Below are 14,791 nucleotides of genomic sequence, written 5' to 3'. Positions count from 1 at the left end.
GCCTCGAACAAGGGCTGAAAGGGGCGCCCTGGGATAATCCCGCGATGAACACGTCCCCGCAGTCTTTCTCCGTCCTGCCGCTGTCCGCCGCGATGCAGGCCAATCTCGCCCAGCTGGGCTTCACCGAGATGACGGCGATCCAGGCGCTCTCGCTGCCCAAGTCGCTCGCCGGCAGCGACCTGATCGCCCAGGCCCAGACCGGCAGCGGCAAGACCGTGGCTTTTGGTCTTTCGCTGCTGCATCGCCTCGACGGCGCGCGCCTGAACGTGCAGTCCTTGGTGCTGTGCCCCACGCGCGAGCTGGCCGACCAGGTGGCCGAGGTGCTGCGCCAGCTGGCCCGCGCGGCCGACAACATCAAGATCCTGACCGTTTGCGGCGGTGTGCCCATGCGCAACCAGATCGCCAGCCTGGAGTTCGGCGCCCATGTGGTGGTCGGCACGCCGGGCCGCATCCTGGACCACCTGGAGCGCGGCACGCTGGATCTCTCTCAGCTCAACACCTTGGTGCTGGATGAGGCCGACCGCATGCTGGACATGGGCTTCGTCGAAGACATCGCCACCGTGGCCAAGGCCGCGCCCAAGAACCGCCAGACGCTGCTGTTCTCGGCCACGTGGCCGGAAGGTGTGGCCGGCCTTGCGCAGCGCTTCATGCGCGATCCGCAGACGGTCAAGGCAGAGAGCGCCGCCGCGCCGCGCCAGATCAAGCAGATCGCCTTTGAAGTGGCGGAGGGCGAGCGCCTGCATGCGGTCTCGCAATTGCTGCTGCACTTCCGCCCGGCGCGCACCCTGGCCTTCTGCAACACGCGCCAGCAATGCCGCGACCTCGTGGACGTGCTGCAGGCGCAAGGCATCGTGGCCTTGGCCCTGCATGGCGAGCTGGAGCAGCGCGAGCGTGACCAGGTCCTGATCCAGTTCACCAACAGCAGCTGCTCGGTGCTGGTGGCCACCGACGTGGCGGCGCGCGGCCTCGACATCGAGGAGCTGGAATGCGTGATCAACGTGGACATCGCGGCCGATGCCGAGAGCCATCTGCACCGCATTGGCCGTACCGGCCGTGCCGGCGCTGAAGGCCTGGCGCTGAACCTGGCCAGCCTCGATGAGATGGGCCGCATCGGCCGCATCGAACAGCTGCTCGGCCATGCCCTGAAGTGGCAGCCGCTCGCCGAGATGACAGCTGCCTCGAAAGAGCCGCTGCTGCCGGCGATGGACACCTTGCAGATCCTCGGCGGCAAGAAGGAAAAGATCCGCCGGGGCGACATCCTCGGGGCGCTGACCGGCGAGGCCGGCTTCGCGGCCGCGCAGATCGGCAAGATCCACGTCACCGACTTCCATTGCTATGTGGCGGTGGAGCGCTCCATTGCCCGTGAGGTGGTGAAGCGGCTCTCGAACGGCAAGCTCAAGGGCCGCAAGGTCAAAGTGCGCAGGCTGGCTGATCTGGCGCCCCTCGACTGAAGGGTGCCGTTCGTCCGCCATCCCCCCGGGTCGCGGGCTTGAATCGCGGGTGGCGGGGAAAGCTGCGGCTTATTGCACGCTCGCTTCCGCCAAGGGCTCCTAGTCTTGTACTCAAGAGGCAGTCATGCCGAGCAGGAGCCCACCATGGAAAGCAACAGCAAGCACGGTCTTTCGATGCAGTCCGCCGCTCACTTCGAGCTGCGCTTCCAGTCGCTGTATCACAGCGGCCGCGCACTGGCCTTCCCCTGTGATGCCCGTGGCGAAGTGCCGCTGGACGACCTGAGCCCACGTGCGCTGGAGAACTACCTGTTCGCCCGTGCGGTGATAGGCGACGAGTACTCGGCCCCCAAAGTCCGTGAGTGCGGTGACTGAAGTCATGGGGTGAGCCCCGCATGGTGGGCGCTGCCGGCAGCGCTTAGCATGCGGCATGCGCAAACCCCTGACCCTCACCCTGCTGGCCGCTGCCCTGGCCGCCAGCGCCGCCCCGCTGCTGGCCGCCCCGGCCGCAGCCAATGAACTGACCCTGGACCGCATCTATGCCGATCCGCCGCTGGCGGGCCGCCTGCCGCGTGCCGCCAGCGTCTCGCCGGCCGGCCAGTGGCTGACCTTCCTGCAGCCTTCGGAATCCGACAGCGAAGTGATGGAGCTGTGGGGCCAGCCGCTGCCGGCGGGCAAGCCGCGCCGCCTGCTGGCCATGTCCGACCTGATCGGCAACGCCAAGGCCGAACTGACCGAAGCCGAGAAGATGGCCCTGGAGCGCCGCCGCATCAGCGGTGGCGGCATCCTCTCCTACCAATGGTGCGGCGAGGAAGACAAGCGCCTGCTGGTGCCGATGTCGGGCGCCTTGTATGCCGTCGAGCTGAATGGCGATGCCGCCCCCAAGTCGCGCAAGCTGACCGAGGCCGGCGGTGACCCGGCGCGTGAGCCGCAGTGCGACAAGGCCGGCCGCCAGGTCGCCTTCGTCAAGGGCGGCGATCTGTACGTGCAATCGCTGAGCGAAGGCGGCGCCAAGCGTCTGACGACGACCGGCAGCAAGACCGTCAGCACCGGTCTCGCCGAGTTCATCGCCGAGGAAGAGCTGGACCGCCACAAGGGCTTCTGGTGGTCGCCGGATGGCAAGGCCGTGCTGGCGATTGAAGTCGACGAGAGCCCCGTGCCGATCAAGGTGCGGGCACAGATCTTTGCCGACCGCACGGCCATGACCGAGCAGCGCTACCCCGGCGCCGGCCAGCCCAACGCCAAGCTGCGCGCGCTGAACATCGACGTGGCCAGCGGCGCCAGCACGGTGCTGCCGCTGCCGACCGAGGCCGAGTACATCGCCCGTGCCGGCTGGTTTGCCGATGGCAAGCCCTGGCTGCAATGGCTGACCCGCGACCAGACCCGCCTGGACCTGGTCGAGTACAGCGGCGCCACGGCACGCACTGTGCTGAGCGAGCGTGACCCGGCCTGGGTCGAGTTGCACAACGACCTGCGCGAACTGCCAGCCCTGAAGCTCTCCGGCCAGCCGGCCCTGCTGTGGTCCAGCGAGCGCAGCGGCCGCCGCCAGCTGTGGCTGCTGGACCGGGTGAACGGTGACGTCAAGCAACTGACCCACCAGAGCGAAATGGTGGCCGGCGTGGTCTGCGCCGCCGACCAGCGCATCGTCTTCAGCGGCGTGACCGAGCGCGGCCGTGGCAAGGAGCTGTTCGAGACCGATCTGAACGGCAAGACCCGCATGATCGACCCCGGCCAGCCGCGCCGTACGCGCGGTGCCTCGGGCGATGCGAGCTGCACGCGCCTGCTGATGAGCGAATCGAGCTGGGGCAAGCCGCCCGAGACCCGCGTGATCGCGCTGGACGGCAAGGCTGTGCCCATCGAGGTCAAGGGCAGCCCGGCCGACCCGCTGCTGGCGCGCATCGTGCCGGAGCAGCAGGTGCTGGAGATCCTCTCGGCCGATGGCAAGACCCAGCTCAACGCCACCTATTCGCCGCCGCTCAAGGCCTCGGCCTCGGGCAAGAACCCGGTGATCGTGCAGGCCTATGGCGGCCCGCACGGCTCGTCGGTGGGTTGGCGCTACAGCGGCGGCATGGCACTCGAAGCCTATTGGCAGCGCCTCGGCTTTGGCGTGATGACGGTGGACACGCGCGGCATGGCCAACCGTGACCGCGACTTCACGCATGCCCATTACCGCGCCATCGGCAAGATCGAGGTGGCCGACCTGTTCGCCGCCGTGCGCCAACTGCCCAAGCTGGTGCCGAGCGTGGACCCGGCCCGCATCGGCTTCACCGGCTGGTCTTACGGCGGCTTCCTGGCTGCGCGTTCGATGCTGGATGCCGACACGCCGTTCGCCGCCGCCTTCGCCGGCGCGCCGCCGACCGACTGGACGCTTTACGACACGGCCTACACCGAGCGCTACCTGGGCATCGCTCCGGATGGCGGCAAGGCCCCGGCCTACGCCGAAGCCAACCTGATCCCGCGCGCCAAGCTGCTGGAGAAGCCGCTGATGCTGGTGCACGGCACGGCCGACGACAACGTGCTGTTCGAGAACTCGCTCAAGCTGATCGAGGCCCTGCAGAACGAAGGCAAGGTCTTCGAGACCACGATCTACCCGGGCAAGGCCCACGGCATTGCTGGCCGCAAGTCGCGCCTGCATCTGGCGAAGACGCAGACGGATTTCTTCGTGCGACATCTGAAGCCGTAAAGGGTTGCGGATGGTTTTGGAAACGGCGCCTTGGGGCGCCGTTTCTCTTTGCGGAGGCTGTGCCGGCTCAGCCGTGGCTGGGGCCTCTGCCGGGCCCGGAGGCGGCGGTCGGCCCTGTGGGCCGACTCCCCTGCGATGCTCGAAGCCTGGGACGGGCGCGAAACTCCCGCCGCTCCCTTCGGTTCGCTTTGGTCAGACAGTCGCGCCCAAGCTAGAAGTTGAAGCGCGCAAGCGCGCGTCCCAGGCTCCTGTGCTTCTCGGCACCGCCAAAGGGCCCGGCAGAGGCCCCAGCCACGGCCGAGCGAACCGCAGTGCACGGTCGCGATTCCTTCGCCTGCCACGATGGTGCTGAAGGCCCGGCGCCGCTCGATCTGGGGCGCATCATACGTACAGCCGAGAGCGCAGCAGCCAGGGTCGGCGCGCGAATGCGCGCTTCAACATCTGACTCGGCGCGTCTGTTTGAACGGAGCGCACCGAAGGGAGCGTAGAGAGTTACGCGCCGCGACCCGGGCTGCGAGCACCGAGGGCAGTTGGCCCACCGGGCCAACCTGTACGCCTGCGCCTCAGAGCGGGCGGGGCCGGGCCTGATCTGAGCTGCCTAGGCACACAAAAGAAAACGGCGCCCGCAGGCGCCGTCACCACTACATCGAGAAGTGCTATCGCAACTTACTTCGAGAAGTTATCCCTCAACCCCGTGATCTTGTTGAACACCGGCTTGTCCGCCTTGTGATCCACACGGTCGGCCACGAAGTAGCCATGTCGCTCGAACTGGAACTTGGTATCCGCCAACACAGCAGCCAGCGAGGGCTCCAGGTAGGCCGTCACGACCTTCTTGCTCCCCGGGTTCAGCACCTCGAGGAAATCGCGGCCACCGGCATCGGGCTGCTCTTCGGTGAACAAGCGGTCATACAGGCGCACCTCGGCGGCAATCGCCTCATGCGCGCCCACCCAGGTGATCACGCCCTTGACCTTCACCGCGTCGGCGCCCGGCGTGCCGCTCTTGGTGTCGGGCACGATCGTGGCGAGCACGGCGGTGATGTTGCCGGCTTCATCCTTCTCGCAGCCGGTGCATTCGATGATGTAGCCGTACTTCAAGCGCGCCTTGTTGCCGGGGAACAGGCGGTGGTAGCCCTTGGGCGCCACTTCCTGGAAATCCTCGCGCTCGATCCAAACCTCGGGGCCCAGCGTGAAATGGCGCGTGCCGAGCTCGGGCACATGCGGATGGGCCGGCGCGTGGCAGGCTTCCTTGTGCTCGAGGCTGCCGAACAGCTCGGCCCAGTTGGTGAGCTTGAGCTTGACCGGGTCCAGCACGGCGCTGGCGCGGGCGGCCTTGCCTTCCAGGTCGGCGCGCAGGTAGCCATCGAGCACCGAGTAGTCCAGCCAGGAGTTGGTCTTGGTCACGCCGGTGGACTCGACCATGTGGCGCACCGATTCCGGCGTGTAGCCTCGGCGGCGCATGCCGACGAGCGTGGGCATGCGCGGGTCATCCCAGCCGGTCACGTGCTGCTCGTCCACCAGTTGCTTCAGCTTGCGCTTGCTGGTGACGACGTAGGTCAGGTTCATACGGCCAAACTCGTACTGGTGCGGCAGCGGGCGGGCCAAGAGGCCGCCGTCGGCCAGCGCGTTCAAGAGCCAGTCGTAGAACGGACGCTGGTCTTCGAACTCCAGCGTGCAGATCGAGTGCGTGATGCGCTCCAGCGCGTCCTCAATCGGGTGGGCGAAGGTGTACATCGGGTAGATGCACCACTGGTCGCCGGTGTTGTGGTGGGTGGCGCGGCGGATGCGGTACAGGGCCGGGTCGCGCATATTGATGTTGGGCGAGGCCATGTCGATCTTGGCGCGCAGCACCATCGCGCCATCGGCATGCTGGCCATCGCGCATCTCGCGGAAGCGGGCCAGGTTCTCTTCGGGCGTGCGGCTGCGGAAGGGACTGTCCTTGCCCGGCGTGGTGAAGTCGCCGCGGTTGGCGCGCATCTCGTCCGGCGTCTGCTCGTCCACATAGGCCAGGCCCTGCGAAATCAGGTGCTCGGCCGCGCGGTACATGAAGTCGAAGTAGTTGCTGGCGTAGAACAGGTGCGAGGTACCGCCCACGTCCCAGTCCCAGCCCAGCCAGGCCACCATCTCCTTGATGGCGTCGACGTATTCCTGCTCTTCCTTCTCCGGGTTGGTGTCGTCGAAGCGCAGGTGGCAAATGCCGCCGTAGTCGCGCGCCAGGCCGAAGTTCAGGCAGATGCTCTTGGCATGGCCGATGTGCAGGTAGCCGTTCGGCTCGGGCGGGAAGCGGGTGCGGATCTTGGCCGGGTCCGGTTGGCCGGCCTCGTGATGGGCCGCGTCGCCGGGCGTGCCGGCGAACTTGCGGCCGTCCGTCAGATGGGCGTCGAGGTCGCGCTCGATGATGGCGCGCAAGAAGTTGTTGCTGACAGGCTTGGCGTCGTCGCTGGTATGGGACATAGAAGCGCCCCGGCGCCGGTCCGGGGCTGTGCAATTTGCTTGGGCGCGAATTATCGCTGCTGGCGGCGGCGCAGGGTTTCGAGCTCCTTGTCCATCATGTGCTGGCGCAGGTCGCCGCCCTGCAGCGAGAAGAAAGTGACCACGCCGTGGATGGCGAGGCCAATGCCCCAGGGAATCATCGGGATGAAATGCCAGCGGTGGTGCTCGAACATGCCGTTGTTCCAGTCGCCCATGTTGTTCAGCAGGAAGAGCCCCAGGTTGACCAGCACATAGACCAGGGCATGGGTGTAGAAGCCCATCTTCTGCTCGACGCGGCGCTTGGCGGCCTTGTGCAGGGCTTGCTCGGTGCTCAGCGGGGTGGTGCTGTGGTTGCCGTAGTCGTTGCTGTCGTTCATGGCGCTCTCCGTGGGTGTCGGTTGGGATGGAGCGGATTCTGTGGAGCGGGCCGCACCCGGTCCAAGCCCATGTGACGAATGGCCAGGGCAGGGCGCCGGTGGCGACTGGAGGGCGCCAATCGCTGCGCGGGTGCTCGGCCTGCCGGGGCGATCAAGGCCGGCAAGACCCGGCTTATCCGGCGCTGGCCCCGCTGGCCGGGGTTTACCCTCGTCGGCCTGGCAATGAATCAACGAAGACCATGGACCTGCAAAGCATCCTCAGCACGAGCAGCCGCAGCGACAGCCTGCTGTCGCAGACCAGCACCAGCAAGAGCTCGCAGGGCCAGCAGACGGCCGACAGCCTGGTCAATATCTCGCCGGCCCTGGCCAAGGCGCGCGAGCGTGTGGTGGCGCAGGAACAATCGACCGCGACCTCGCTGTCGATGCTGGGCAAGCACAAGGCGGCGCTGGCCTCGCTGGGCAGCACCGCCGGCGCCCTGGGCAAGCTGAACGCGAACAGCACGCCGGCCAGCGTGCAGGCCAGCCTCGAAGCCTTCGTGGCCGACTACAACGCGGCCGTCACCACGGCGCGTCAGTCGTTCACGCAAGGCGGATCAAACCTCGGCACCAGCACCCTGCTGGGCGACCTGCGGCGGGTGCTGGCGCAGCGCACGGCCTCGCCGAGCCTGAACTCGCTCGGCCTCACGGCACAGGCGGATGGCACGCTGAAGCTCGACGCTACCGCGCTCAAGACCGCGCTGGCCAAGACCGGCAACAACGTCGCAGGCGCGCTCTCGCAATTGGGCACGGCCACAGGCAAGCTGGCCGAGGCCGGGCTTGGCAGCTCCAGCCGGCTCAGCTCGACGCTGACCAGCCTCGCCAGCCGCCTGACGGCGCTGAAGAAGCAGGAAGACGCACTGCTGAGCGCCGCCACCAAGCTGGCCAACGGCAAGCAGACGAACAACACCAGCACCGACCCGATCTCCAAGGCCCAGCAGCAACTGCAGCAGGCCTACCTGGGGCAGTCCTCGGGCTCTACAGGGCTTTGAACAGATGGGCGTACATCCGGCTCACGCCCAGCCGCTCCTTGCTGCCATGCAGATGCAGACTGAGCTTGCCGGCTTCGTCGCGCACGGCGCGCTGGATGGCGTCGCTGCGCACCACGATGCTGCGGTGAATCTGCCAGAAGCGTGACTGATCCAGCTGCGGCAGCAGCTCGCGCAGCGAGATGCGGACCAGGTGCTCCTTGCCGTTTTCGACGATGACGCGCACGTACTTGTCGGCCGCCTCGAAAAAGACCACCTCGTCCACCGGCACCATCAGGATGCTGGCGCCCACACTGACCTGCAGCAGGCGCAGCGGCTGTGCTGCGGCGGCCACGGGCGTGGCACCGAGCAGGCCGCGCAGCTGCTGCACGGCGGCCTGCAGCGCATCGTCACCCTGCTGAGGCGCCAGCGAGGCCTTCAGCCGTGCCACGGTCTGCGCGAGGCGCTCAGGCTGGACCGGCTTCAGCACATAGTCCACCGCCGCATGTTCGAAGGCCTGCAGCGCGTACTGGTCATAGGCGGTGACGAAGACCAGCTTGGGGAAGGGTGCGCCCTCGGGCCAGTCCTCGGCCATCGCGGCTGCGGCTTCCAGGCCGGTCATGCCGGGCATGCGGATGTCGAGAAAGCAGATCGTCGGCTTGTGGGCCAGCGCGGCCTCGACGGCGGCCAGGCCATGAGCAGCCTGGGCCACGATTTGCAGCTCGGGCCAGAGCTTGGCCAGCTCCTGGCGCAGGTTCTCGGCCAGCAGGGCTTCGTCTTCGGCAATCAGGGCGGTGGGGAGGGATGCGGTCATGGCAGCGGGATGCGGATCGAACAAAGGGTGCCGCCTCCGGCGGCCGGGGCAATGTCCAGGCGGGCGCCTGGGCCGTAGCGGGTAGCCAGGCGCTCGCGCACCTGCTGCAGGCCGAAGCCAGTGCCGGCGGTGTCGGGCGTGTCAGACAGGCCGGCGCCGCTGTCGCGCACCTGCAGGAGCAAGACCTGACCCTTGCCCTCGGCCTCGCGCGCAGCGCTGACGACCAGCTCACCACCTTCCACATGCGGCTCCAGCCCATGCTTGATCGCGTTCTCGACCAAGGGCTGCAGCAGCAGCGGCGGGATCTCGACGCCGGTCAGCTCGGCCGGCAGCTCGAAACGTGGCTGCAGCCTGGCGCCCATGCGCACCTGCATCAGGGCAAGGTAGTCGGTCAGCCGGGCGAACTCGGCCGACAGCGGATGGCTGATGCTGCGCGAGGCCTGCAAGGTGGCGCGCAGGAAGGCGATCAGCTGGTCCAGCATGGCCTGGGCGCGGGCCGGGTCCATGCCTATCAGCACACGCAGATTGGCCAGCGTGTTGAACAGCATGTGCGGCTCGAGCTGCGATTCGAGCAGGCGCAGCTGGGTCTCGGCGGCGATGCGGGCGGCCTGCTGGGCCTGGGTCTCGGCCTTCTGGAGGCGGCTCATGCCGACGAAGAACACGGTGATGGCGATGCCGGGCACCAGGGCGATGAAGAGCATGGTCAACGCGCGCCGCGGGCTCACGTCGAAGATGCCGGCGCTGGCAATGCCGGTCAGCAGGGAGCCGAGCTGGTTGCCCAGGTGGTAGCCCAGCGCCGTGCCAAAGACCAGGCTGACAGGCTCGCGCAACCAGGCCGGCGTGGGGCGGCGCAGCAGGCGCGGCAGCAAAAGGTCGGCACCGGTGCGCAGCGCCTGCACCAGGATCGAGCAGCCGGCGGCAATGCAGAGGCAGAACACCAGGGTCGTGCTGAAGGGCTGGCGTAGCAGCAGCACGAGGCCGATGGTGACTGCGAGGCCGGCCGCCGCGACCGTGCCGACCTGCCAGGCGGCCCAATGCAGCCAGTCCCGCCGGCTGCGTTCACTCCAGGGGATGGTGTGGCTCATGCAAAGGCCGGGCTGGTTGCGTGGCGGCCGGCGCTGAGGATGTTCAGCGAGCGGCCCAGGAAGGCGCCGCTGAGCAGGCCGAACAGGGCGCTGAAGCCGAGGGCCACGCCGGTCTGATGGGCCAGGGCCGGGTTCATGGCCAGGCCCATGCCAAGGGCGAACTTGGCGCAGAAGATGGTCAGCATCAGGCCCATGGGGATCCAGCTGCCGGGCACGACGTAGAGGCCGGCCTCCTTGCGGACCAGGCTGGCCCAGCCGCTGCTGCGGACCAGCTTGACGCTGACTGCCAGCCCGGCAGCCCAGGCCAGCAGCGGTGCGGCGTTGAGGCCGAAGGTGGCTTCAACGCCCCAGGCGCCATACGCCAGCCAGATCGCCGGTACCAGCAGCAGGCGGCTGCGCGACATGCGCTGCTCGCGGCTCAGGCGCAGGCCCATGGCGATGATGAAGGCCAGCAAGGCCCAGACCCAGACGGGGACGTTGGCAAGAATCATGGTGAGCGTTTGCATGGCGGATCCTGTGTTCGGTGAAGTTGATGGGCCGGATGCTGAACCTCGGGCCACCGCCCCGCCATGCGGCTGCGACCAGGGGTTTCAGGCCGGCGCGAAATGCGGCCGGCCGGCGCCAGCGGTGGGTGCTGGTCGGCGTCAGCGGCGGCGGCTGTTGCTGCCGCCGAGGATGCTGCCCAGCACCCCCCGGATGATTTCTCGCCCCACCGAGGAGCCGATCGAGCGCATCGCCGACTTGGCTGCTGCTTCGGCCAGACCTTCATGGCGGCCGCCGCGCGGGCCGGTGGTGCCGAAGAGCACGTCCTTGAGGCCACCGAGCAGGCCGCCGCCGTCATCGGCGGGAGCTGGCGGCTGGGCCGTCGTGGGCGTGGGCATCGATGCGGAACCGCCGGTGCTTTGGGCCGGTGGCGTGGTGGCCGCCGGCTTGCCCTTCAGCTTCTCGTAGGCCGATTCACGGTCCACCGCCTTTTCGTAGACGCCGGCTACCAGCGAGTTCTGGATCAGTGCCTGGCGCTGCTCGGCCGAGATCGGGCCGATCTGGCTGCCGGGCGGCAGCACGAAGACCCGCTCGGTGATGCTGGGCCGGCCCTTCTCGTCCAGCAGGCTGACGAGGGCCTCGCCCACGGCCAGCTCGGTGATCGCGGTCTCGATGTCGAGGCCGGGCTTGGCGCGCATGGTCTCGGCCGCGGCCTTGACCGCTTTCTGGTCGCGTGGTGTGAACGCGCGCAGCGCATGCTGGACGCGGTTGCCGAGCTGGCCGAGCACGGTGTCGGGAATGTCCAGCGGGTTCTGCGTCACGAAGTAGACGCCCACGCCCTTGGAGCGCACCAGGCGCACCACGAGCTCGATGCGCTCCACCAGGGCCGGCGCGGCGTCCTTGAAGAGCAGGTGGGCCTCGTCGAAGAAGAAGACGAGCTTGGGCCTTTCCAGGTCGCCGACCTCGGGCAGGGTCTCGAACAGCTCGCTCAGCATCCACAAGAGGAAGCTGGCATAGAGGCGGGGCGCGGCCAGCAGCTTGTCGGCGGCCAGGATGTTGATGACCCCATTGCCTGACTCGGTTTGCATCAGGTCGGCGATGTTGAGCATGGGCTCGCCGAAGAACTTGTCGCCACCCTGGGCTTCGATCTGCAGGAGGCCGCGCTGGATGGCGCCGATGGAGGCGGCCGAGACATTGCCGTACTCGGTGGTGAATTGCGCGCTGTTGTCGCCCACGTACTGCAGCATGGCGCGCAGGTCTTTCAGGTCCAGCAACAAGAGGCCGTTGTCGTCGGCGATCTTGAAGACGAGCTGCAGCACGCCGCCCTGGGTCTCGTTCAGCGCCAGCATGCGCGAGAGCAAGAGCGGGCCCATGTCGGAGACGGTGGCGCGCACCGGATGGCCTTGCTCGCCGAACACGTCCCACAGCGTGGTGGGGCAGGCGGCGCTGGCTGGCGGCTCGATGCCGCGCTCTTTCAGGATGGCCAGCAGCTTCTCCGAGGGTTTGCCCTGCTGCGAGATGCCGGTGAGGTCACCCTTCACGTCGGCCATGAAGACCGGCACGCCGAGGCTGCTGAAGGACTCGGCCAGCTTCTGCAGGCTGATGGTCTTGCCGGTGCCGGTGGCGCCGGTGATCAGGCCGTGCCGGTTGGCGAGCTGGGGCAGCAGTTGGCACTCGGTGGCGGCGTTGCGCGCCAGCAGGATTGGGTCGGCCATCGGGCGGGCTCCGGGTCGGAACTAAAATCGCAGTCTATCCAACCAATATGCAGGCCAGGAGCAAGCCAAGATGGCAGGTCATTCGAAGTGGGCCAATATCCAGCACCGCAAGGGGCGCCAAGACGAAAAGCGCGGCAAAGTCTGGACCCGCATCATCCGTGAAATCACCGTCGCGGCCCGCCAGGGCGGCGCCGATCTCAGCGCCAATCCGCGCCTGCGTCTGGCCATCGACAAGGCCAAGGCCGCCAACATGCCGGCCGACCGCATCAAGTACAACGTCGACAAGGCCTCCGGCAACCTCGAGGGCGTCAGCTACGAGGAAATCCGCTACGAGGGCTACGGCATCGGCGGCGCGGCCATCATCATCGACACGATGACCGACAACCGCGTCCGCACCGTGGCCGAGGTGCGCCACATGTTCAGCAAGTACGGCGGCAACATGGGCACGGAAGGCGCGGTGGCCTTCCAGTTCAAGCATTGCGGCCAGCTGATCTACGCGCCGGGTGCCTCGGAAGACAAGATCATGGAGGTGGCGCTGGAAGCTGGCGCCGACGACGTGATCACCGACGACGACGGCGCCATCGAGGTGCTGACCCCGCCCACCGCCTTCGAAGCCGTCAAGAACGCCCTGGAAGCCGCTGGCTTCACGGCCGACGTGGCCGAGGTGACGATGCGCCCCGAGAACACCATTGAGCTGGCCGGCGAAGACGCCGAACGCATGCAGAAGCTGCTGGACATGCTCGAAGACCTGGACGACACCCAGGCCCTGTATCACAACGCGAGTCTTCCCGCATGAAAGTATTGGTGATCGGTAATGGCGGGCGCGAGCACGCCTTGGCCTGGAAACTCTCGCAAAGCGAGCGGGTTTCGCAAATCTTCGTGGCGCCGGGCAATGGCGGCACGGCGCACGACCAGCGCTTCAAGAACGTGGCGCTGACGGACGTGAAGGCGCTGGCCGACTTCGCCGTCGAGCAGAAGATCGCGGTGACCGTGGTCGGCCCCGAGGCCTATCTGGCGGCCGGCGTGGTGGACGAGTTCCGTGCCCGTGGTCTGCGCATCTTCGGCCCTACCAAGGCGGCGGCCCAGCTCGAATCGAGCAAGGCCTTCGCCAAGGACTTCATGAAGCGCCATGGCATTCCCACGGCAGCCTACGAGACCTTCTCCGACCCGGTCGCTGCCCACGCCTACGTGGAAAAGAACGGCGCGCCCATCGTCATCAAGGCCGACGGCTTGGCGGCGGGCAAGGGCGTGGTCGTGGCCATGACGCTGGCCGAGGCCCATGAGGCCATCGACTGGATCCTCGCGGACAACAAGCTCGGCGTGGTTCACAACGAGGGCGGCGCCCGCGTGGTGATCGAGCAGTTCCTCGAGGGCGAGGAAGCCAGCTTCATCGTGCTGTGCGATGGCAAGAACGTCATCTCCCTGGCCACCAGCCAGGACCACAAGCGCCTGCTCGATGGCGATGCCGGCCCGAACACCGGTGGCATGGGCGCCTACTCGCCCGCGCCGGTGGTGACGCCCAATGTGCATGCCAAGGTGATGCACGAGATCATCATGCCGACCATCCAGGGCATGGCCCGTGACGGCATTCCCTTCACCGGCTTCCTCTACGCCGGCCTGATGATCGACAGCCACGGCCAGCCGCGCACGGTCGAGTTCAACACCCGCATGGGCGACCCCGAGACCCAGCCCATCATGATGCGGCTGAAGAGCGATCTGCTCGAGGTCATGCTGCATGCGACCGACGGCACGCTGGACCAGGTCGAGCTGCAGTGGGACCGCCGCGTCGCGCTAGGCGTGGTGCTGGCGGCCGAGGGCTATCCGCTGAACCCGCGCAAGGGCGATGCGATCACCGGCCTGCCGGCGGAGAGCGAGAACGCGATGGTCTTCCACGCCGGCACGGCCGACAAGGACGGCACGCTCGTCACCAGTGGTGGCCGCGTGCTCTGCGTCACCGCGCTGGGCGAGTCGGTCAAGACCGCGCAGCAGCATGCCTATGAGGCGCTTTCGAGCATCCAGTTCGCCGGCAAGCAATACCGGCAGGACATCGGCCACCGGGCGGTCAAGCGTTGAGCGCGAGCCCCAACGAATTGCCGCGCCTGATACCGGGCCGGGCCGAGTTCAAGGCGCCAGGCAGCGCGCTGGCGCGCGGCGTCCTGCGCCTGGCCGGCTGGACCCTGCGCTATGACGGCCTCCCAGCCGGGCAGGGCGTGATCATGGTCTACCCCCACACGTCCAACTGGGACTTCGTTCTCGGCGTGCTGGTCAAGTGGTCGTTCGGCATCCAGGCGCGCTGGTGGGGCAAGGACAGCCTGTTCCGGATTCCGCTGCTGGGCCCCTTTGCCCGCCGCATCGGCGGCATCCCGGTGGACCGGGCCAACGCGAGCGGCCTGGTCGGCAATACTGCCGACCAGATGAAAGCGGCGCGTGCGGCCGGCGAGCTGTTCTGGCTGGCCGTCGCACCGGAGGGCACGCGCTCGCTGGTCTCGGGCTGGCGCTCGGGCTCCTACCATGTGGCCGTCCAGGCGCAAGCGCCGGTGGGCCTGGCCTATTTCGACTTCGCGACCAAGACCGTGGGCCTGACCGATTTCGTCGAGTTGAGCGGTGACGCCGAGCGCGATTTCGCGCTGTTTGCCAAGGTGCTGGCGCCCTACCGAGGCAAGCGGCCCGAACTGGCCGCGCCGGTCAAGCTGAGAACCTGAGGATCATGAGC

Annotated in this window: 13 protein-coding genes; 7 read left to right on the top strand and 6 right to left on the bottom strand. The window is 67.7% G+C overall.

The genetic code is table 11. From position 1 onward, the window contains the following. Positions 1-44 precede the first annotated feature (44 nt). The 3 genes from dbpA to J7U46_RS04080 all read left to right on the top strand — a co-directional run bounded on the left by dbpA (position 45) and on the right by J7U46_RS04080 (position 4,131). On the top strand, positions 45-1,451 hold the full coding sequence (gene dbpA / locus J7U46_RS04090; RefSeq protein WP_282823556.1) for an ATP-dependent RNA helicase DbpA: 1,407 nt from the start codon (positions 45-47) through the stop codon (positions 1,449-1,451). A gap of 144 nt (positions 1,452-1,595) precedes the next feature. Then, positions 1,596-1,823, top strand: a complete 228-nt coding sequence (locus J7U46_RS04085; protein ID WP_282823555.1) for a hypothetical protein — start codon at positions 1,596-1,598, stop codon at positions 1,821-1,823. 55 nt (positions 1,824-1,878) lie between these two features. After that, on the top strand, positions 1,879-4,131 hold the full coding sequence (locus J7U46_RS04080; protein WP_282823554.1) for an alpha/beta fold hydrolase: 2,253 nt from the start codon (positions 1,879-1,881) through the stop codon (positions 4,129-4,131). Positions 4,132-4,797: 666 nt separating this feature from the next. Here J7U46_RS04080 and J7U46_RS04075 read toward each other — a convergent pair. Together J7U46_RS04075 and J7U46_RS04070 are read right to left on the bottom strand one after the other, a co-directional pair. Further along, on the bottom strand, positions 4,798-6,582 hold the full coding sequence (locus J7U46_RS04075; RefSeq protein ID WP_282823553.1) for a glutamine--tRNA ligase/YqeY domain fusion protein: 1,785 nt from the start codon (positions 6,580-6,582) through the stop codon (positions 4,798-4,800). Positions 6,583-6,632: 50 nt separating this feature from the next. Further along, positions 6,633-6,977, bottom strand: coding sequence for a 2TM domain-containing protein (locus J7U46_RS04070; protein WP_282823552.1), 345 nt, complete (start codon positions 6,975-6,977; stop codon positions 6,633-6,635). 239 nt (positions 6,978-7,216) lie between these two features. Here J7U46_RS04070 and fliD point away from each other — a divergent pair, with 239 nt between their 5' ends. Next, on the top strand, positions 7,217-8,005 hold the full coding sequence (gene fliD, locus J7U46_RS04065) for a flagellar filament capping protein FliD (protein ID WP_282823551.1): 789 nt from the start codon (positions 7,217-7,219) through the stop codon (positions 8,003-8,005). On the opposite strand, the gene J7U46_RS04060 is transcribed toward fliD, so the two are convergent. The 4 genes from J7U46_RS04060 to J7U46_RS04045 form a co-directional block, all read right to left on the bottom strand. Continuing rightward, positions 7,992-8,795, bottom strand: coding sequence for a LytTR family DNA-binding domain-containing protein (locus J7U46_RS04060; protein WP_282823550.1), 804 nt, complete (start codon positions 8,793-8,795; stop codon positions 7,992-7,994). The genes fliD and J7U46_RS04060 overlap by 14 nt on opposite strands. Further along, on the bottom strand, positions 8,792-9,880 hold the full coding sequence (locus J7U46_RS04055; RefSeq protein ID WP_282823549.1) for a histidine kinase: 1,089 nt from the start codon (positions 9,878-9,880) through the stop codon (positions 8,792-8,794). Before J7U46_RS04055 ends, J7U46_RS04060 begins: the two co-directional genes overlap by 4 nt. Beyond that, the gene (locus J7U46_RS04050; RefSeq protein WP_282823548.1) at positions 9,877-10,386 is read right to left on the bottom strand and encodes a DUF6622 family protein; all 510 of its coding nucleotides are present in this window, start codon (positions 10,384-10,386) and stop codon (positions 9,877-9,879) included. The genes J7U46_RS04055 and J7U46_RS04050 overlap by 4 nt, the downstream gene beginning before the upstream one ends. 138 nt (positions 10,387-10,524) lie before the next feature. Beyond that, positions 10,525-12,078 (bottom strand): helicase HerA-like domain-containing protein, encoded by a 1,554-nt coding sequence (locus J7U46_RS04045; protein ID WP_282823547.1) that lies wholly within the window; start codon positions 12,076-12,078, stop codon positions 10,525-10,527. 70 nt (positions 12,079-12,148) lie between these two features. Between J7U46_RS04045 and J7U46_RS04040 the strand changes: the two genes are divergently transcribed. From J7U46_RS04040 to J7U46_RS04030, 3 genes are read left to right on the top strand one after another with little or no spacing between them, the layout of a single operon-like run. Beyond that, positions 12,149-12,874: a YebC/PmpR family DNA-binding transcriptional regulator gene (locus J7U46_RS04040; protein WP_282823546.1), complete on the top strand. Its 726-nt coding sequence runs from the start codon at positions 12,149-12,151 to the stop codon at positions 12,872-12,874. Beyond that, positions 12,871-14,151, top strand: coding sequence for a phosphoribosylamine--glycine ligase (purD, locus tag J7U46_RS04035; RefSeq protein WP_282823545.1), 1,281 nt, complete (start codon positions 12,871-12,873; stop codon positions 14,149-14,151). The genes J7U46_RS04040 and purD overlap by 4 nt, the downstream gene beginning before the upstream one ends. Further along, the gene (locus J7U46_RS04030) at positions 14,148-14,780 is read left to right on the top strand and encodes a 1-acyl-sn-glycerol-3-phosphate acyltransferase (RefSeq protein ID WP_282823544.1); all 633 of its coding nucleotides are present in this window, start codon (positions 14,148-14,150) and stop codon (positions 14,778-14,780) included. Before purD ends, J7U46_RS04030 begins: the two co-directional genes overlap by 4 nt. The last annotated feature ends 11 nt before the right edge of the window (positions 14,781-14,791 follow it).

The sequence above is a fragment of the Pelomonas sp. V22 genome, assembly GCF_030014915.1.
In the GTDB taxonomy this organism is placed as follows: Bacteria; Pseudomonadota; Gammaproteobacteria; order Burkholderiales; family Burkholderiaceae_C; genus JAUASW01.
Note: the sequence above shows the minus strand (reverse complement) of the source record. Positions and strands in the feature narration are given on the sequence as shown.

What these genes read in the sequence shown, in the direction of transcription:
- J7U46_RS04055 (WP_282823549.1), bottom strand. Translation starts at nt 9,880, where the DNA reads ATGAGCCACACCATCCCCTGGAGTGAACGCAGCCGGCGGGACTGGCTG.
- J7U46_RS04085 (WP_282823555.1), top strand. Translation starts at nt 1,596, where the DNA reads ATGGAAAGCAACAGCAAGCACGGTCTTTCGATGCAGTCCGCCGCTCAC.
- J7U46_RS04070 (WP_282823552.1), bottom strand. Translation starts at nt 6,977, where the DNA reads ATGAACGACAGCAACGACTACGGCAACCACAGCACCACCCCGCTGAGC.
- J7U46_RS04050 (WP_282823548.1), bottom strand. Translation starts at nt 10,386, where the DNA reads ATGCAAACGCTCACCATGATTCTTGCCAACGTCCCCGTCTGGGTCTGG.
- J7U46_RS04075 (WP_282823553.1), bottom strand. Translation starts at nt 6,582, where the DNA reads ATGTCCCATACCAGCGACGACGCCAAGCCTGTCAGCAACAACTTCTTG.
- J7U46_RS04060 (WP_282823550.1), bottom strand. Translation starts at nt 8,795, where the DNA reads ATGACCGCATCCCTCCCCACCGCCCTGATTGCCGAAGACGAAGCCCTG.
- fliD (WP_282823551.1), top strand. Translation starts at nt 7,217, where the DNA reads ATGGACCTGCAAAGCATCCTCAGCACGAGCAGCCGCAGCGACAGCCTG.
- dbpA (WP_282823556.1), top strand. Translation starts at nt 45, where the DNA reads ATGAACACGTCCCCGCAGTCTTTCTCCGTCCTGCCGCTGTCCGCCGCG.
- J7U46_RS04045 (WP_282823547.1), bottom strand. Translation starts at nt 12,078, where the DNA reads ATGGCCGACCCAATCCTGCTGGCGCGCAACGCCGCCACCGAGTGCCAA.
- J7U46_RS04040 (WP_282823546.1), top strand. Translation starts at nt 12,149, where the DNA reads ATGGCAGGTCATTCGAAGTGGGCCAATATCCAGCACCGCAAGGGGCGC.
- purD (WP_282823545.1), top strand. Translation starts at nt 12,871, where the DNA reads ATGAAAGTATTGGTGATCGGTAATGGCGGGCGCGAGCACGCCTTGGCC.
- J7U46_RS04080 (WP_282823554.1), top strand. Translation starts at nt 1,879, where the DNA reads ATGCGCAAACCCCTGACCCTCACCCTGCTGGCCGCTGCCCTGGCCGCC.